Genomic DNA, 16897 nt, shown 5'->3' with positions numbered 1-16897 from the left:
GGACATCGTGTCCGACCTGCCCCTGGTCCAAGCGGACCGCGCCGTGCCACCGCCGGCCGCGACCACCGCCACGCGTGGTCGCGGCCGCCGGCTACGGCTCCTGTCCCGCACCGACCGCGTGGTGATCACGCTGATGGTGCTCGTACCGCTGCTGCTCGTGGTGGCTCTGGTCTGGCTCCCGGCGCTGGCCACCGTGGCGCTCTCCGGCACCAACTGGGACGGCATCGGCCCGCTCGCCGAGATCGACTGGGTCGGCCTGAAGAACTACGACGACGTGGTGAACATCTACCCGCCGTTCGTGCCGGCGATCCAGAACAACCTGCTCTGGCTGGCCGCCCTCTTCGTGGTGGCCACCCCGTTCGGGATGTTCCTCGCCGTGCTGCTCGACAAGGAGTTGCGCGGCAGCCGGTTCTACCAGACCGCGCTCTACCTGCCGGTGGTGCTCTCGCTGGCGCTGATCGGCTTCGTCTGGCAGCTCATCTACAGCCGCGACCAGGGCCTGCTCAACGCGCTGCTCGGCACCCAGACCGACTGGTACGGCGACCCGAACGTGAACATCTGGGCGGTGCTCCTCGCCGCCGGCTGGCGGCACGTCGGCTACATCATGCTGCTCTACCTGGCCGGCCTGAAGGGCGTCGACCCGTCGCTGCGCGAGGCCGCCGCGGTGGACGGCTCCTCGGAGGTCAGCACCTTCTTCCGGGTCGTCTTCCCGGTGATGCGGCCGATCAACATCATCGTGCTGGTGGTGACGGTGATCGAGTCGCTGCGTGCGTTCGACCTGGTCTGGGTGATCAACAAGGGCCGGAACGGGCTGGAACTGATCTCCGCGCTGGTCACCGCGAACGTGGTGGGCGAGGCCAGCCGGATCGGCTTCGGCTCGGCCCTCGCGACGATCATGCTGGTCGTCTCCCTGGTCTTCATCACCCTCTATCTGTTGACCGTGATGCGGGAGGACCGGCGATGAGCAGCGCGACCCTGACCCGTGACCCCGGCACCGCGGCGCCGCCCGTCCGCCGCCGGCCCCTGCGGCCGGCCCGGGTGGTCCTGCACGTCTTCCTCGCCGCGGTGGCGATCGGGTGGCTCTTCCCGATCCTCTGGGCGGTGCTGACCTCTCTGCGCTCCTACGAGTACACCGCCACCAACGGCTACGTCTCGCTCGGCGGCTGGACCCTCGACAACTACGTCACCGCGTGGCAGACCGCCGAGTTCGGCAAGCACTTCCTCAACTCGGTCTACATCACCGTCCCGGCGGTGCTGCTGACCCTCTTCCTGGCCTCCTGCGTGGCGTTCGTCATCGCCCGGTTCAGCTGGAAGTTCAACATCGCCCTGCTCGGCCTCTTCACCGCGGCGAACCTGCTGCCGCAGCAGGCCCTGCTCATCCCGCTGTTCCGGATGTTCACCGAGATCCCGCTGCCGGCCTGGATGAGCGACTCGGAGCTGCTCTACGACAGCTACTGGGGGCTGATCCTGGTCAACGTCGCCTTCCAGTGCGGCTTCTGCGTCTTCGTGCTGAGCAACTACATGAAGGCCCTGCCGCACGAGCTGTACGAGGCGGCGATGGTCGACGGGGCGAGCGTCTGGCGGCAGTACTGGCAGGTGACCATGCCGCTGTGCCGTCCGGCCCTGGCCGCGCTCGCGACGCTGGAGGTGACCTGGATCTACAACGAGTTCTTCTGGGCCACCGTGCTGATGCGCACCGGCGACAAGTTCCCGGTGACCAGCTCACTGAACAACCTGCGCGGCGAGTTCTTCACCGACAACAACCTCGTCTCGGCCGGCTCGGTGCTGGTCGCCATCCCCACCCTGGTCATCTTCTTCCTGTTGCAGAAGCAGTTCGTCCGGGGCCTCACCCTGGGAGCCAGCAAGGGATGACCATCGTCCACCTGCGCCGCGCGCGAACCAGCCTGGTGCTCGACGCGCGCGGCCCCGGCCTGCCCCGGGTCGTGCACTGGGGCGCCGACCTCGGGCCGCTGCCCGCCGCCGACCTGCCCGCGCTGGTCGACGCCACCGTCCCGCCGGTGGTGCCGAGCAGCTTCGACGCGCCGACCGTGCTGTCGCTGCTGCCCGAGGCGAGCGCCGGCTGGAGCGGCCGGCCCGGCCTGTCCGGGCACCGCGACCGCCGGGACTGGTCGACCGCGTTCCGGCTCACCGGGCTGGACGTCGCCGACGGCGGCGACCTGCCCGCCGCCCCGGAACCGAGCCGCGTGGCGGCGGGCGGGGACACGGTGCGCGTATCCGGGGAGGAGCGGGACCACGGCGGAGCCGGGGCCGCGCGGGTGACCGTGCGGGCCGCGGACCCGGGCGCCGGCTTGTCGCTGACCGTCGAGATCACCCTGAGCGCGGCGGGGCTGCTGACCGTGCGGCACCGGCTGCGCAACGACGGCGACCGGCCCTACGAGGTACGCGAGCTGACGCCGGTGCTGCCCGTGCCGGCGGTCGCCACCGAACTGCTCGACCTGACCGGCCGCTGGTGCCGGGAGCGCGCGCCGCAGCGGCACCCGTGGCCGATGGGCGCCTGGGTCCGCGAGGGGCGGCACGGCCGGACCGGGCACGACGCCACCCTGCTGCTGGTCGCCGGCACCGCCGGGTTCGGCTTCCGGCACGGCGAGGTGTGGGCGGTGCACACCGCGTGGAGCGGTGACCATGTCACGGTCGCCGAGCGCCGGCCGACCGGCGAGGCCACCCTCGGCGGCGGTGAGCTGCTCACCCCCGGCGAGATCGTGCTCGGCCCGGGCGAGGAGTACGCCACTCCCCTGCTGCACGCGGTCCACTCCGCCGACGGGCTGGACGGGCTCAGCGACGTGCTGCACACCCACCTGCGGGACCGCCCGCAGCACCCGCGCGGCCCGCGCCCGGTGACGCTGAACGTCTGGGAGGCGGTCTACTTCGACCACGACCTGGACCGGCTCAAGGGTCTCGCCGACCGGGCCGCCGAGGTGGGCGTGGAACGCTTCGTGCTCGACGACGGCTGGTTCCGCGGCCGGCGGCACGACCGGGCCGGGCTCGGCGACTGGTGGGTCGACGACGACGTCTGGCCGGACGGGCTGCAACCGCTCATCGACCACGTCCGCGCCCACGGCATGCAGTTCGGGCTCTGGGTCGAGCCGGAGATGGTCAACCCGGACTCGGAGCTGTTCCGGGCCCACCCGGACTGGCTGCTCCAGGCACCCGGCCGGCTGCCGCCCGAGTGGCGGCACCAGCAGGTCCTCGACCTGGCCAACCCCGACGCGTACGCCCACCTGCTCGGCCGGCTGGACGCGGTGCTGAGCGAGCACGACGGGATCGCCTACCTGAAGTGGGACCACAACCGCGACCTGACCGAGGCCGGGCACGCCGGCCGGCCCGGGGTGCACGCGCAGACCGTGGCGGTCTACCGGCTGCTGGACGAGCTGCGCGCCCGGCACCCGCACCTTGAGATCGAGAGCTGCTCGTCCGGCGGGGCGCGGGTCGACCTGGAGATCCTGCGGAGAACCGACCGGGTCTGGGCCAGCGACTGCAACGACGCCCTGGAACGGCTCTCGATCCAGCGCTGGACCGGGCTGCTGCTCCCGCCGGAGCTGATCGGCACCCACATCGGACCGGAGCGCTCGCACACCACGCACCGGGTGCACGACCTCGGCTTCCGGGCGGTCACCGCGCTCTTCGGCCACCACGGCATCGAGTGGGACATCAGCGGGATCAGCCCGGCCGAGCGGGCCGAACTCGCCGCCTGGGTGGCGCTGCACAAGCGGCTCCGCCCGCTGCTGCACTCCGGTCGGGTGGTCCGGGTCGACCACCCGGACCCGGCCGTGCAGGCCCACGGCGTGGTCGCCCACGACCGCTCCCAGGCGGTGTACGCGGTCTCCCGGCTGGCCACCTCGATGGCCCAGGTGCCGGGCGTGGTCCGGCTGCCCGGCCTGGACCCGTCCCGGCGCTACCTGGTCCGGCCTCCGGCCGGGGTGCCGGAGCCGGCGCTGCTGGAACTGGCCCCGCCGGGTTGGCTGGCCTCGGCCGGCGGGGTGACGCTGAGCGGGTCGGCGCTCGCCTCGGTCGGGCTGCAACTGCCCGCCCTGCACCCGGAGCAGGCGCTGCTGCTGGAGGTCACGGCGGCGGGCTAGATTTTCCTGGGATTTCCCGGCGGCGGATGTCGAGGGGCGGGGTGGCAGCTTCTACCGAAGGGTGGAAGCATCGACAATCGGTGCTCGGGCGTGAGGAGCCAATCGTGAAGTACATGCTGCTGATGCAGTTCAGCGCCGCCGGGACCGACTTCCCCTCGATCGACACGTGGACGCCGGACGAGATCCGGGCGCACATCGGGTTCATGGGGGAGGTCAACGCGAAGCTCGTCGCCGACGGGGAGTTCGTGCAGGGCGAGGGCCTGGGCGGGCCGCAGCAGGCGCGGATCGTGCGGGCCGGCGAGAACGGCGCGCCGGTGGTCACCGAGGGGCCGTTCGCGGAGACCAAGGAGTTTCTGGCCGGCTGGTGGATCGTCGACTGCGAGACACCGCAGCGGGCCGTGGAGATCGCCGCACACATCTCCACCGCACCCGGCCCCGGTGGGCGACCGCTGAACATGCCGATCGAGGTGCACCCCGTCATGTCGGCGCCGTCGCAGGAGCCGTGACCCCTGGGCGTCCCGGAGCACACCGTCGAGGACCTGCTGCGCGAGTTGGCGCCGCAGGTCCTCGGCGTGCTCGCCCGCCGGTTCGGCGACTTCGCCACCGCCGAGGACGCGGTGCAGGAGGCGCTGCTGGCCGCGGCGACCCAGTGGCCCGTCGACGGGCTGCCGGACCATCCGCGCGGCTGGCTGGTGCAGGTCGCGTACCGCCGGATGATCGAGTTGGTCCGGGGCGAGGCGGCGCGCCGCGACCGGGAGGACCGGGCCGCCCGGCGCGGCGGCGACGACCGGCGGACCGCGCCGGCGGCCGACGAGCCGCTGACCGCGGACCGGGACGACACCCTGGTGCTGCTCTTCCTCTGCTGCCACCCGACGCTGTCCACCGCATCGGCGATCGCGCTGACCCTGCGCGCGGTCGGCGGGCTCAGCACCGCCGAGATCGCCCGCGCCTTCCTCGTTCCCGAGGCCACCATGGCGCAGCGGATCAGCCGGGCCAAGCAGAGCATCAAGTCCTCCGGCCTGCCGTTCCGGATGCCGGCGGAGGACGAACGGCAGGCCCGGCTCGCCGCGGTGCTGCACGTGCTCTACCTGATCTTCACCGAGGGGCACACCGCGAGTCTCGGCGGCGACCTGCGCCGCGTCGACCTCTCCGAGGAGGCGATCCGGCTGACCCGGGCCATGCATGCCCTGCTGCCCGCGGACAGCGAGGTGGCCGGCCTGCTCGCCCTGATGCTGCTCACCGACGCCCGGGCCGCCGCCCGGACCGGCCCCTCCGGCGAGCTGATCTCGCTGGCCGACCAGGACCGCTCGCGGTGGGACGCCGCCGCGATCGCCGAGGGGACCGCCCTGGTCACCCGGGCAATGGCCCGGGGGCCGGTCGGGCCGTACCAGCTCCAGGCCGCCATCGCCGCCCTGCACGACGAGGCGCCGACCGCGGAGCGGACCGACTGGCCGCAGATCCTCGCCCTCTACCAGGTGCTGGAGCGGCTGGCGGAGAGCCCGGTGGTGTCGCTGAACCGGGCGGTGGCGACGGCCATGGTGCACGGCCCGGCCGCCGGGCTGGCCGCCCTCGCCGCGCTCGCCGCCGATCCCCGGCTGACCGGCCACCACCGCCTCGACGCGGCCCGGGCGCACCTCCACGAGATGGCCGGCGACCGGGACGCGGCGGTGGCGCACTACCGGGCCGCCGCCGGCCGCACCACCAGCCGCCCCGAACAGGAGTACCTGCTCATGCGGGCCGCCCGCCTGGCGAACCCGAGGCGATCCGCCCCGGCGTGATCACGTCGGGGCGTACCCGGAAAAGGGTGGTGGCCGGGTCAGCGCGGACCCGGCCACCGGTGGTGCGTCGGCGCTCAGCTCGCGGTGCAGGTCACCGCGGGAATCGCGTTGCTGCCGTTCCAGCTGCCGATGAAGCCGAACGTGGTGCTGGCCCCGGCGCCGAGCCGGCCGTTCCAGTCGGCGTTGCGGGCGGTGTACGCCGAGCCGCTGTTGCTGACCGCGGCGTTCCACGCCTGGCTGACGGTCTGGCCGTTGGCGAACGTCCACTTCGTCGTCCAGCCGGTGATCGCGGCCGCGCCCGCGGTCACCTTGACCTCGCCCTGGAAACCGCCCTGCCAGGAGTTGACGATGGTGTAGCCGGCGGTGCAGCCGGCCGGCGGCGGAGTGGGGCTGGTGGTCGGGCTGGTGGTCGGGCTCGGGCTGGTGGTGGGGCTGGTGGTCGGGCTCGGCGAGGTGCCGGCGAAGACGGAGGCCTCCTTGGCGGTGGCCTTGATGCCGTTGGCCCCGTTGAAGATCCGCTGGCCCCAGCTGGTCAGCTGGTTCGGGTCGAAGTTGGTGACCATGTCGAGGTACTCGACGCCGCCGCCGTTGCCGCTCCACGACCAGCCGAGGTAGCCGATCCCGTTGGCCTGGCTGTAGGCCAAGATGGTGTCCTCGTCGGGGTTGCCGTCGGAGTGGTTGAAGCCGAACTCGCCGACCACGATGGGCAGCCCGGCGGTGCGGAAGCGGCCCAGGTAGTCGGTGATCTCGGCGGCGGTGTCGAAGACGCCGTACATGTGGATCGAGAAGACGGTGTTCTTCTGCGGGTCGGCGGCGAAGACCGTGCCGGCGTTGTCGCGCATGGTGAAGGACCAGTCCTGACCCCAGTTCGGGGCGTCCACCATGATCGTGTGGGTCAGGCCGCCGGCGCGCAGCCGCTTGATCGCGTTCGCGGTGTCGGTGGCCCAGGTGCCGTAGCCCTGGTTGCCGTACGGCTCGTTGCCGATGTTGACGATGACGTACTTCTCCTGGCCCTGCAGCGCACTGGCGATGCTGAGCCAGTAGTCGACCGCCCGGTCCAGGGTGATGGCGCCGCTCTGCTCGCCGTAGCCGGTGGTGTCGTGCACCTCTAGGACGCAGATCAGCCGGTTGGCCTTGCAGAGCGAGATGACGTTGGCGACGTCGCCGGCGCTGTTCTTCGTCCAGCGGTCGCCACTGGCCAGCACCACCCGGACGGTGTTCGCGCCGAGCGCCTTGATGTTGGCGAAACTCGTGGTCTGCTGCGGGTACCAGGTGTGCGCGTGATTGACCCCGCGCATGACGAACTCGGTGCCGTTGGCGTCGTAGAGCCGGCCGTTCGCGACGGAGAAGCCGGCGGCGGCGTGCGCCGGCTGCCCGAAGGCGAAGACGGCGGCGAGGACCGTCAGCAGGGCGGCGCCCGCGACGGAGAGCAACTTCTTCATGGCTGTCCTCAGGGAGGTCTCCCCCGTGCCCAGGGTGGGGGTGCGGTGATGGTGACGAGGGCGCGGCGGCTGAGCCCGACAGCCGCTGCCCGACTCCCGGCGGACGCAGGCATCAGCGTAGGGCGATGGAACGCGGAAGGCAACCGGTTAAGCTGATCGGCCGTTCGGGGTGGCGTCCTGCGGCGGCCCATGTCGCCACGGGCCACCGCAGGGGCGGTCATCCCCACCACAGGATGGTGCGCCACCCGGGTCTGAACCGGTTAAGCCGGACTGTAGGCAGCATCCCCGCCGACGTCAAGGCGCCCGGGTGCCGAAGTGGACACCAGGGTTGACCGCCGCTGGGCGGGGTATCCGGTGACGATCCGCCCGGGAAGGAGATGAGCCATGGTCAACGTCGGCTACACCCTCATGTGCGAACAGGCCGGCCCCAAGCAGCTGGTCGACCACGCCGTCCGCGCCGAGGCCGCCGGCTTCGATCACCTCGTGACGTCCGACCACTACTACCCCTGGCTGGACTCGCAGGGCCACTCCCCGTACGCCTGGTCGGTGCTCGGCGCGGTCGCGCACGCCACCAGCCGGGCCGAGCTGCTCTCCTTCGTGACCTGCCCGATCCGGCGCTACCACCCGGCCGTGGTGGCGCAGAAGGCCAGCACGGTGGGGGTGCTCTCGGACGGGCGGTTCACCCTGGGCCTCGGCGCCGGGGAGAACCTCAACGAGCACGTGGTGGGCGGCTGGCCGCACGTGCAGCAGCGGCACGAGATGTTCGAGGAGGCCCTCCAGATCATCCGGCCGCTGCTCAACGGCGAGACCCTGACCTTCTCCGGCAACCACTACGACGTGCCCGACGCCTACGTCTGGGACCGTCCGGAGCGGCCGGTGCCGATGGCGGTGGCCGCCTCGGGCCGGCAGTCCGCCACCCTCGCCGCCGAGTACGCCGACGCCATGATCGCCACCGACCCCCTGCCGCACCTGGTCGAGATGTACGAGGAGGCCGGCGGCGCGGGCCGCCCCCGCTACGGGCAGGTGGCCATCTGCTACGGCCCGGACGAGGCCGAGTGCCGCAAGATCGTTCACGACCAGTTCCGCTGGTTCGGCCTGGGCTGGAAGGTCAACGCCGACCTGCCCGGCCCGGACGCCTTCGCCGCGGCGAGCCAGTTCGTCCGCGAGGAGGACGCGGCCGAGAGCATCCCCTGCGGGCCGGACGTGGACCGGCACGTCGAGGCGTTCAAGAAGTTCGTCGACGCCGGGTTCACCCACGTGGCGCTGGTCCAGGTCGGCGGGGACAGCCAGCCGATGTTCCTGGACTGGGCGCAGGAGGAGCTGCTGCCCCGGCTGCGCGAGCTGTGACCGCCCCCGCGGTGCGACCCTCGCCACCGGGGCGCTTCGGCCCGGCGGAGCTGCGGCTGGCCCTGGCCGCGCCCCGGCCGGCCGCCGGCCTGACCAGCGAGTTCCGGCTGGTCGACGGGCTGCGTACGCACACCCGCCGGTCGGCCGACCCGGGCGGTGACGGGCCGCCGGTGGTGCTGGTGCACGGCCTCGCCGTATCGCACCGCTACCTCACCCCGCTGGCGCTGGCCCTGTCGGCCACCCACCCGGTGTACGTGCCGGACCTGCCCGGCTTCGGGCTGACCGAGCGCCCCGGCACGGCGTACGACGTGCCCCGGCAGGCCGCCTTCCTGGCGGAGTGGCTGGCCGCGTACCGGCTGGGGCCGGTCTGCCTGCTCGGCCACTCGTTCGGCGCGGAGGTGGCCGCGGCGCTCGCCGCCCGCCGGCCCGACCTGGTGCGCGCGCTGGTGCTGGCCGGTCCGACCAGCGACCCGGCCGCCCGTTCTCGGCGCGGCCAGTTCGGGCGGTGGCTGGTGGACACCCTGTGGGAGGCGAAGTGGCAGGCGCCGATCCTGCTCCGCGACGTCCTCGACGCCCGCCCATGGCGGGTGCTCGCCACCCTGTCCCACTCGGTGCACAACCCGATCGAGGCGGACCTGGTCCGGGTCACCGCCCCGACGCTGGTGCTGACCGGCGCCCGGGACCCGGTCGTCCCGGACGGCTGGCGCACGGAGGCGGCCCGCCTGGTCCCGGACGCCCGGACGACGACCGTGCCGGGAGCCGCCCACAACGTGGCCACCACCGCGCCCGCCCAGGTGGCCGACGCGATCCGCGACCTGCTGGCGCCCGTCCTGCGAAGGTGAGTCCATGCGCATCGGAAACACGGAGATCCGGCCGGTCGGCGGTGGCCTCGGCTGCCTGCTGATGATCCTCTTCTCGATCCTCGCCTCGGTCGTGCTGACCGTGCTGCTGAACCTGCTCATCTGAACTCGTCACGCTGATCTTCGTCGCCATCGTCGTCACGGACCTGGCAAGCTGACCGGCTCAGCGGCGCAAGAGCGGGCGGCCCCGGTCAGCCGGCGGTCAGGTCCAGGTCGGCGACGACCGGGTAGTGGTCGGAGGCGCTGTCCGCGGCGCCGCCGCGAACCACCCGGACGGCGCGGGCCGCCGCGGCCAGCGCCGGGGTGGCGAGCAGGTAGTCCAGCCGCATCCCGGCGAACTCGGCCCCGCCGTGTCGGGTCGGCACGGTCAGCCCGCCCGGCTCGCCGCCGCCGGAGTGCGGCCAGAGGTCGACCAGCCCCGCGTCGAGCAGCCGGGCCACCGCCCGGGTGTCGACGGTACGGCCATCGCGACGCAGGTGACGCCGCCGGTAGAGGGCGTCGAGCCCGGCCAGCCGGGCGGTGTGGTCGACGCTCGGCTCCAGGGTGTTCAGGTCGCCGGCGAGCAGGGCCAGCGCTCCCCCGGTCCGCCGCACCGCCACCGCCAGCCAGTCGGCCTCCATCCGCCGCCCCCCGCCCGAGTACGGGTTCAGGTGGGTGCTGAACAGGGTCAGCGGGCCGGCCCCGGTGGCCACCTGGACCCGGGCGGTGGCGTGGTGGAAGGGGCGGCGTACCCGGCCGGAGCGGAGCACCCGCAGCGGCGGGCGGACCAGCACCGCCACCGGCTGCCCGAAGCAGGCCCGGGCCAGGTGCGGCACCATGCCCACCCGATCCGCCAGCTCGGCGAGCCCGCCGCCGCGGTCGAGGCCCCGCAGCTCTTGCAGGGCCAGCAGGTCGGGGCGCTGCGCGGCGACCACGGCGACGATCCGCTCCCGGCGGTCGGTGCCGTCGCGGTCCCGCCCGCCGGTCCGGATGTTCCAGGTCATCACTCGCAGCATCGGCGCCGGTCAGTCGTCCCGGCCGGCCTTGGCCAGCTCGTCGTCCAGCTCGCGCACCTGCTCCGACTCGATGGCCGGCCGGTTGCCCCGGCGCACGTCGGCGTTGGGGCGGACCACCCACCAGAGCAGCGAGAGCCAGAGCGCGCCGAGCAGGATCGCGCCCATGAAGTCGGTCGGGTGGTGCATGCCCCGGTACATCCGGGAGGTGGCCACCCCGACCGGCATGATCACGGCCAGCGCCACGAAGAGCCAGCGCCACCAGCGGTCGGTGCGCGGCAGCACGATGATCGCCATCGCGGTCCAGAGGCAGATGGTGGCCGCGATGTGCCCGGACGGGAAGGACGAGGTGGGCATCTGCCCGTCCAGGTTCTCCACCGGCGGGCGGGGCCGCTCGACCACCCGGGCGCTGGCGAGGAAGAGGCTCAGCTCGCCGAACATCGCCAGCACCACGAAGAGCACCGGCCGCCAGCGCTTCCAGACCGCCAGCACGATCGGGCAGAACACCAGCGAGACCAGCAGGATGGCGTGGGTGTCGCCGAACTTGCTCCACCACCAGCTCAGGTCGGTGAGCGTGTCGGTGCGCCGGTCGGCGAACCAGTGCGGGACCTCGGTGTCCAGGGTGTCGAAGACGGTGCCCTTGGCGTGGTAGCTGACGTACATGCCGAAGGCGTAGAGGGCGCCGAAGACGATCACCCAGCCGACCAGCAGCTCCGCCACCGACGAGCGGGGATGCTCCAGCACGTGCTCCTCGGCCGGGGCCGGGGGGATCTCCTCCCCCACCTCGGGCTCCAGGCCCTCGGCGAGCGGGGGCACCGGCCGGCCGCGCTCGCGCCGCCACAGCCGGAAGGCGTACGCGGTGACGCCCAGCCAGGCCGCGCCGAGCAGCCAGCCGCCGAGCACGTCCGAGACGAAGTGCACGCCCAACGCGATCCGGGTCAGCCCGACCAGGACGACCAGCACGCCGGCGATCGCGATGGCCGGCTTGCGCCAGCGCGGCGCCACGGCCGGCAGGAACACCAGCAGCAGCGCCCCGTACGCGACGAACGAGCCGAGCGCGTGGCCGCTGGGGAAGCTGTTGCCGGGGGCGCTGGCCACCGGCACGTCCACCACCGGGCGCAGCCGACCGACCAGCGCCTTGAGCGATGGGTCGAGGATCAACCCGCCCACCCCGGTGATGATCAGGTAGACGGCGAGCCGGGGCTGGCGGCGGATCAGCAGGCCGACCACCGCGATGGTGATCAGCCAGATCAGCACCGGCCGCCCGCCCAGGTCGGTGACCGCCTGGAGCACGGTGACCAGCGGGTGGTGCGGGGCCACCAGACTGTTGAACCACTCGGCCGCCTCGTGGTCGGCGTGGTAGAGCGGGCCCCAGTGGAACCGGACGAGCATGAGCAGCACGCCGAACCCGACCCCCGCGCCGGCCACGACGAGCAGCCCCGCGAGGCTCCGCTCGGCGAAGTGGCCGAGCGGCCGACGCGTCGCCTCCTTGACCGCGGTCACCCCACACCTCCCTTGTCTGCTGCGAGGCGCGCAGTACCCGATTCCCGCTCCCCGTACACGCCGGGGGCCGGTGCGCCGTCAGAGTGCGGTCATGTCCCCGGTGTCGACGAGCTCCTCGCGCTCGGCCTCCGGCTCCCAGAGGTCGGGCTGGGCGGGCTCCTCCACGCCGATCCGCATGGCCTCCAACTGGGCGGCGAAGGCCAGCCCGCCGAAGAGCGCCATCCCGGTCAGGTTCGCCCAGATCAGCAGGGCCATCATCCCGGTCAGCGCGCCATAGGTCTGCCCGAATCCGGCGCTGTACTTCACGTAGGCGGCGAGCAGCAGGCTGGCCAGCCACCAGAGCGCGGTGGCGATGCCGGCCCCGAAGAAGAGCCAGGACAGCCCGGGCTGCTTGCGGCGGGGCGCGTGGCGGAACAGCACCGCCACGGCGAGCACGGTCAGGCCGAGGCTGAGCGGCCAGCGGATCACGTCCCAGGCCGCGTGGGCGTAGTCGCCCCACTCGTAGTGCCGCCGCACCGAGTCACCGATCGCCCGGCCACCGACCAGGATCAGGAACCCGGCCAGCGCGGGTACGCCGGCGACCATCGCGAGGACCGTGGCGCGCAGGTACTTGAACAGGGCCGGCCGGTCCCGCTCGACGCCGTAGATCCGGTTCGCGCCCCGCTCGATCTGCGCCATCGTGGTGGTGAGCGCGACCAGGCCGGTCAGCAGACCGAGGGTCAGCGCCAACTCACCGGCCCGCTCGGTGCGATCGGTGTCGGCCAGCAACTCCTGGACCACGGACTCGCTCTGGCCCGGGGTGATCGCCAGCACCGTGTCGGCGACCACCTTGCCGCCCTCGTCGACGCCGAGGCCGGTGATCAGACCGGTGAGCGCGATGAGGAACGGCACCACGGCCAGGCAGAGCTGCAGGGCGAAGGCCCGGGAGTGGCTGAAGCCGTCGCCGTAGCGGAACCGGACGAAGGCGTCCCGGAGCAGGTGCCAGCCGCCGTGGCGGCGCAGGGTGCGCCAGGCGTCGTCGGCGGAGAGTTCCTCCTCCGTCATGAGCCGGGTCTCGGGGACGAGCTTGGTGCTACTCACGGCGGCCCTCCTCGACCAGCCGCTCGCCGCGCTCGGCGGCGGCGTCGGCGTCCACCGACAGGTCGGGGTGGCGCGCCGGCCGCGGCACGCAGAGCCACAGCGACTCCGGCCGGATCTCGGCCTTCAGCGAGCGGCCCGGCTCGATCAGGTCGCCGTCGAGCTGCCGCGGCTGGGCCCGGTTGCTGGTGATCTCGACCTTGCGGCCGCGGAACACCTCCATCCGGGGCACGCTGCCGCGCCGGCGCAGCACCGCCCAGCCCAGGGCCAGCCAGTGCCCGAGCGTCCGCGGGGTCAGCACCGCCACGTCGAGCCAGCCGTCGTCGGGCTCGGCGTCGGTGAGCAGGCGTACCCCGCCCTGGAGCCGGCCGACGTTGGCGACCAGGACCGAGCGGGCCCGCCGGCGCAGCGGCGGCCCGCCGTCGATCCGGATGGAGACCCGCATCGGCCGGTCCCGCAGGTGCTTGGCGGCCCCCACCAGGTAGGCCGGCCAGCCGATCCGCCTCTTGGTCGTCTCGGAGGTCGAGTCGAGCATCTGCGCGTCGAAGCCCATCCCGGCCATCACGGCGAAGCACTGGTCGCCGACCGCGCCGACGTCGAGCCGGCGCATCCCCCGCTCGACGGCGACCTGAAGCCCGGCCGCGAGGTCGTTGGAGAGGCCGAGGTTGGCGGCGAGCAGGTTGCCGGTGCCCTGGGGCAGCACGGCGAGCGCCACGTCGGTGCCGGCCAGCGCGGTGACGCAGGCCATCACGGTGCCGTCGCCGCCGCAGGCGAAGACCACCTCGGCGCCGGCCTCGACGGCCGCCGCCGCCTGGCCCGGGCCGGGGTCCTCGACCGTGGTCTCGTACCAGGTCGGCTCGGGCCAGCCGGCGGCGGTGAGCGCGCCGTCCACCGTCCGGCGGAAATCGTCGAGATCGGTCACCTTGACCGGATTGACCACCACGGCCGAGCGCGGGGCATGGTTGTCCGCGGTCACCGGGGCCTTGTCGTCTCCACCGTCCACGGCGCAAGTGTGCAGCAACCGGGGCGGCTCAGCGACTCGACGGGCGCGGACGTTGCGAGGACCGCAAACAGGTTTGAACCCGGCCGGCGGCCGGCCGGGGAGAGTCAGGCCGCCGTGCGCAGCGCCACCTCGACCCGCCGGCGCAGGTCGTCGAGGTCCGCCCCGGCCTCGGTGAGCACCAGCGCGGCCAGCCCGTTGCCCTCCCGGAGCAGGCCGAGCAGGATGTGCTCGGTGCCGATGTGGTGGTGGCGCAGCCGCACCGCCTCCCGCAGCGACAGCTCCAGCACCTTCTTGGCGCGGGGCGAGAACCGGCCGTCGTCGGGGCGGCGACCCCACCACCGGCGCGGCGCGGGGGCCGCCTCGCGCAGCGCGTCCGGACCGAAGGACTCCTCGATCCGGGCGACGATCGCGGCGAGGTCGATGCCGATCTCGCGCAGCGCCGCCGCGTCCGCCTCGCCGAGGCCGTCGACCCCGTGCGCGGTGTGCCGGGCCACCGCCGCGCGCAGGTCCTCGGCCCGGATGCCGGCGGCCGACAGCACCCGGACGGCCAGGTTGTCGCCGTCGGCGAGCACGCCGAGCAGCAGGTGCTCGGTGCCCACCGGGCGCCGGCCCTCGGTGCGCGCCTCGTCGACCGCGTGGCGCACCACCGCGCGGGCCCGGTCGGTGAATCGTTCGAACATCACGCCTCCCAGCTTCCGCGGACCGCCGGTCGCCCGGCGTGCTTCTTGTGGACCGCCTGCCGGCTGACCTCGAGGGCGTCGGCGATCTCCTGCCAGGACCAGCCCTGCCGTCGGGCGTTGTCCACCTGGACCACCTCCAGCCGTTCGAGCAGCCGGCGCAGGGCGAGCACCGCCCGCAGCCCGACCTTCGGGTCGGTGCTGCCGGCCGCCGCCGCGAGTTCCGTCGCCTGACTCATGCTGTCAACGTAGGTTGACGCTTCCGCTTTGTCAACCCCGGTTGACACGCCGACACGTGGCCCTGACCTGCCGATCCACGACCCGCACCGGTGTTACGGTCCGCAGGTGTTCCGCCGCCGCCCGCTGGACCAGCCGGTCCAGGCCACCCGCCGGCTGACCGTCGGCCGGCTCACCCTGGAGATCGCCGGGGGCAGCGTGGTCGGGCACCGCTACCCGGAGAACTTCGACGTGCTGCACGTCGACCCGGAGCTGCCGCTGGCCGCGGTCGCCGACGGCATGGGCGACGGCGAGGGCAGCCGGGTCGCCGGCACCACCGCCATGACCACCTTCGTGGCGCAGGTCCGCGCCGGCTGGCCGGCCGTCGACGCCACCGGGCTGCGCGCCGCGACCGCGGAGACCCAACTCCGCGTACGCCGGGCCGGGGCGGGCCTGGCCGGGCTGACCGGGTGCACCCTCACCGCCCTGGTCGCCGAGCCGGACGGCGGGCAGGGCTGGCTGGTCCAACTCGGCGACTCGCGGGCGTACCGGCTGCGCGACGGGCTGCTGGAACTGATCACCGTCGACCACACCATGGCCTGGCTCGGCCTGCTGCACGGCTGGTGGCCGCCCGACTCGCCGGAGGCGGCCCGGGCGCGCTACCAACTGCTGCGCTACGTCGGTCACCCCGACAAGCCCGAGCCGGACCTGCTCGCCGTGCCACTGCGCAGCGGGGACACCTGGCTGCTCTGCACCGACGGGGTGAGCGACCAGCTCGGCTACCACCGGCTGCAGGACCTGCTGGCCGCCCGGCGCGACCCGGCCCGGACCGCGCAGGCCCTGCTCTCCGCCAGCCTGGCCGAGGGCGGCGAGGACAACGCCACCGTCGTGGTGGTGCGCGTCCACCCGAACCTGCCCACCCCGCGCTGATCCCCCCGCCGGCTCCAGTTCCGTCGACCCGGTCCGGGCAACGCACCCGTCCGACTACCGTGGGTGCGAGGAGCGTGGTCGGGAGGTGAGCCGGGATGCCCGCACCCACCCACGGCGCGGTGGTGGTCGGCGTGGGCAGCTCGACGGAGGACCTCGAGGTGGTCCGGACGGCCGCCGGGGAGGCCGCCGCGCACGACCGGCCGCTGCACCTGCTGCACGCCTTCAACTGGGCGGCGGCCCTGGAGTCGTTCTCGGTGAGCGGCCCGCGCGCCGTCGCCGAGGACCTGCTCGAGCAGGCCGGGCGGGTGGCCGCCGAGGCGGCGCCGGCGGTGCCGGTGACCGACGAGATCGTCGAGGGCTCCCCGGTCGAGGCGCTGATCCGGGCCTCCGACTCGGCCTTCCTGGTGGCGGTCGGTGACGGCGGCATGGCCGGCTGCGTGTCCTGCGTACCGGCCGATTCGCCGGCCGTGCAGCTCGCCGCCCGGGCCGGCTGCCCCGTGCTGGTCGCCCGGCCCGAGCCGCCCCCGCAGGGGCCGCTGCTGGTCGGCTTCGACGGGTCGGAGAGCTCGCGCGCCACCCTGGGGTACGCCTTCGACTGTGCCGAACACCGCGGCACCCGGCTGCTCGTCATCCGGGTGGTGGAGCCCGACCACCATCCCGACGGGGACGACGGCCTGCTCGACGAGGCCGTCGCCCGGTACGGCTCGCGGCATCCCCAGGTGGCCGTCGAGTGTCACACCGTTCGCGGCGAGCCCGGCGGCGTCCTGGTGGAACAGTCGCGCTCGGCGCAGGTGGCGCTCGTGGGGGCGCGCGGCGACGAGCCGCTGCGGGGCATGCTGGGCGCGGTCAGCCAGACGCTGCTCTACCACTCGCCGGCCCCGGTGATCGTCGTCCGTGGTCTCGACCCCGAGGCCGAGGACGAGGAAGGGCCATGACGACCGCCCTGCACGGGACCTACGGCCCTGATCGAACCGC

The 16897-nt window shown here is 73.6% G+C and carries 16 protein-coding genes; 9 read left to right on the top strand and 7 right to left on the bottom strand.

The annotated features are described in order from the left end of the window. The first annotated feature begins 7 nt into the window (after positions 1–7). The 5 genes from AC0OLQ_RS10095 to AC0OLQ_RS10075 all read left to right on the top strand — a co-directional run bounded on the left by AC0OLQ_RS10095 (position 8) and on the right by AC0OLQ_RS10075 (position 5875). Positions 8–964, top strand: a complete 957-nt coding sequence (locus AC0OLQ_RS10095; protein WP_357954185.1) for a carbohydrate ABC transporter permease — start codon at positions 8–10, stop codon at positions 962–964. Continuing rightward, positions 961–1872: a carbohydrate ABC transporter permease gene (locus AC0OLQ_RS10090; RefSeq protein ID WP_484531097.1), complete on the top strand. Its 912-nt coding sequence runs from the start codon at positions 961–963 to the stop codon at positions 1870–1872. Before AC0OLQ_RS10095 ends, AC0OLQ_RS10090 begins: the two co-directional genes overlap by 4 nt. Next, positions 1869–4097 (top strand): alpha-galactosidase, encoded by a 2229-nt coding sequence (locus AC0OLQ_RS10085; RefSeq protein WP_484531096.1) that lies wholly within the window; start codon positions 1869–1871, stop codon positions 4095–4097. Before AC0OLQ_RS10090 ends, AC0OLQ_RS10085 begins: the two co-directional genes overlap by 4 nt. A 113-nt stretch (positions 4098–4210) precedes the next feature. After that, positions 4211–4603 (top strand): YciI family protein, encoded by a 393-nt coding sequence (locus tag AC0OLQ_RS10080; protein ID WP_357333345.1) that lies wholly within the window; start codon positions 4211–4213, stop codon positions 4601–4603. 45 nt (positions 4604–4648) lie between these two features. Further along, positions 4649–5875, top strand: coding sequence for an RNA polymerase sigma factor (locus tag AC0OLQ_RS10075; protein ID WP_484531095.1), 1227 nt, complete (start codon positions 4649–4651; stop codon positions 5873–5875). A 74-nt stretch (positions 5876–5949) separates the two neighbouring features. Here the strand turns inward: AC0OLQ_RS10075 and AC0OLQ_RS10070 are convergent, their stop codons facing one another. Beyond that, positions 5950–7317, bottom strand: coding sequence for a cellulase family glycosylhydrolase (locus AC0OLQ_RS10070; protein ID WP_484531094.1), 1368 nt, complete (start codon positions 7315–7317; stop codon positions 5950–5952). Positions 7318–7701: 384 nt separating this feature from the next. Here AC0OLQ_RS10070 and AC0OLQ_RS10065 point away from each other — a divergent pair, with 384 nt between their 5' ends. Then, positions 7702–8664 carry a TIGR03557 family F420-dependent LLM class oxidoreductase gene (locus AC0OLQ_RS10065; protein WP_357333309.1) on the top strand — a complete coding sequence of 321 codons (963 nt, stop codon included), beginning with the start codon at positions 7702–7704 and terminating at the stop codon, positions 8662–8664. Positions 8665–8675: 11 nt separating this feature from the next. Next, entirely contained in the window at positions 8676–9506 is an 831-nt protein-coding gene (locus tag AC0OLQ_RS10060) for an alpha/beta fold hydrolase (RefSeq protein WP_484531093.1), read from the top strand. A gap of 209 nt (positions 9507–9715) precedes the next feature. Here AC0OLQ_RS10060 and AC0OLQ_RS10055 read toward each other — a convergent pair whose 3' ends face one another. The 6 genes from AC0OLQ_RS10055 to AC0OLQ_RS10030 all read right to left on the bottom strand — a co-directional run bounded on the left by AC0OLQ_RS10055 (position 9716) and on the right by AC0OLQ_RS10030 (position 15015). Next, positions 9716–10519, bottom strand: coding sequence for an endonuclease/exonuclease/phosphatase family protein (locus AC0OLQ_RS10055; RefSeq protein ID WP_484531092.1), 804 nt, complete (start codon positions 10517–10519; stop codon positions 9716–9718). 9 nt (positions 10520–10528) lie between these two features. Then, positions 10529–12019 carry a phosphatase PAP2 family protein gene (locus tag AC0OLQ_RS10050; RefSeq protein ID WP_484531091.1) on the bottom strand — a complete coding sequence of 497 codons (1491 nt, stop codon included), beginning with the start codon at positions 12017–12019 and terminating at the stop codon, positions 10529–10531. Between the two features lie 78 nt (positions 12020–12097). Next, positions 12098–13099, bottom strand: coding sequence for a YihY/virulence factor BrkB family protein (locus AC0OLQ_RS10045; protein WP_484531090.1), 1002 nt, complete (start codon positions 13097–13099; stop codon positions 12098–12100). Beyond that, on the bottom strand, positions 13092–14099 hold the full coding sequence (locus tag AC0OLQ_RS10040) for a diacylglycerol/lipid kinase family protein (protein WP_484531089.1): 1008 nt from the start codon (positions 14097–14099) through the stop codon (positions 13092–13094). Before AC0OLQ_RS10040 ends, AC0OLQ_RS10045 begins: the two co-directional genes overlap by 8 nt. A 104-nt stretch (positions 14100–14203) precedes the next feature. Beyond that, a complete protein-coding gene (locus AC0OLQ_RS10035; protein ID WP_484531088.1) occupies positions 14204–14779 on the bottom strand; it encodes a Clp protease N-terminal domain-containing protein in 576 nt (191 codons plus the stop codon). Further along, positions 14779–15015, bottom strand: a complete 237-nt coding sequence (locus AC0OLQ_RS10030; RefSeq protein ID WP_089010418.1) for an HTH domain-containing protein — start codon at positions 15013–15015, stop codon at positions 14779–14781. Before AC0OLQ_RS10030 ends, AC0OLQ_RS10035 begins: the two co-directional genes overlap by 1 nt. A gap of 106 nt (positions 15016–15121) precedes the next feature. Between AC0OLQ_RS10030 and AC0OLQ_RS10025 the strand changes: the two genes are divergently transcribed. Together AC0OLQ_RS10025 and AC0OLQ_RS10020 are read left to right on the top strand one after the other, a co-directional pair. Continuing rightward, positions 15122–15922 carry a PP2C family protein-serine/threonine phosphatase gene (locus tag AC0OLQ_RS10025; protein ID WP_484531087.1) on the top strand — a complete coding sequence of 267 codons (801 nt, stop codon included), beginning with the start codon at positions 15122–15124 and terminating at the stop codon, positions 15920–15922. A 95-nt stretch (positions 15923–16017) separates the two neighbouring features. Next, complete coding sequence (locus AC0OLQ_RS10020; protein WP_484531086.1) at positions 16018–16857, top strand: universal stress protein; 840 nt, start codon at positions 16018–16020, stop codon at positions 16855–16857. Positions 16858–16897: the final 40 nt, after the last annotated feature.

It is taken from the genome of Micromonospora sp. Utrum1 (genome assembly GCF_057197805.1).
Note: the sequence above shows the minus strand (reverse complement) of the source record. Positions and strands in the feature narration are given on the sequence as shown.

Bases quoted from the DNA above. Each gene is read 5' to 3' on its own strand.
- AC0OLQ_RS10055 (WP_484531092.1), bottom strand. From the start codon at position 10,519: ATGCTGCGAGTGATGACCTGGAACATCCGGACCGGCGGGCGGGACCGC.
- AC0OLQ_RS10065 (WP_357333309.1), top strand. From the start codon at position 7,702: ATGGTCAACGTCGGCTACACCCTCATGTGCGAACAGGCCGGCCCCAAG.
- AC0OLQ_RS10035 (WP_484531088.1), bottom strand. From the start codon at position 14,779: ATGTTCGAACGATTCACCGACCGGGCCCGCGCGGTGGTGCGCCACGCG.
- AC0OLQ_RS10070 (WP_484531094.1), bottom strand. From the start codon at position 7,317: ATGAAGAAGTTGCTCTCCGTCGCGGGCGCCGCCCTGCTGACGGTCCTC.
- AC0OLQ_RS10030 (WP_089010418.1), bottom strand. From the start codon at position 15,015: ATGAGTCAGGCGACGGAACTCGCGGCGGCGGCCGGCAGCACCGACCCG.
- AC0OLQ_RS10080 (WP_357333345.1), top strand. From the start codon at position 4,211: ATGCTGCTGATGCAGTTCAGCGCCGCCGGGACCGACTTCCCCTCGATC.
- AC0OLQ_RS10090 (WP_484531097.1), top strand. From the start codon at position 961: ATGAGCAGCGCGACCCTGACCCGTGACCCCGGCACCGCGGCGCCGCCC.
- AC0OLQ_RS10020 (WP_484531086.1), top strand. From the start codon at position 16,018: ATGCCCGCACCCACCCACGGCGCGGTGGTGGTCGGCGTGGGCAGCTCG.
- AC0OLQ_RS10085 (WP_484531096.1), top strand. From the start codon at position 1,869: ATGACCATCGTCCACCTGCGCCGCGCGCGAACCAGCCTGGTGCTCGAC.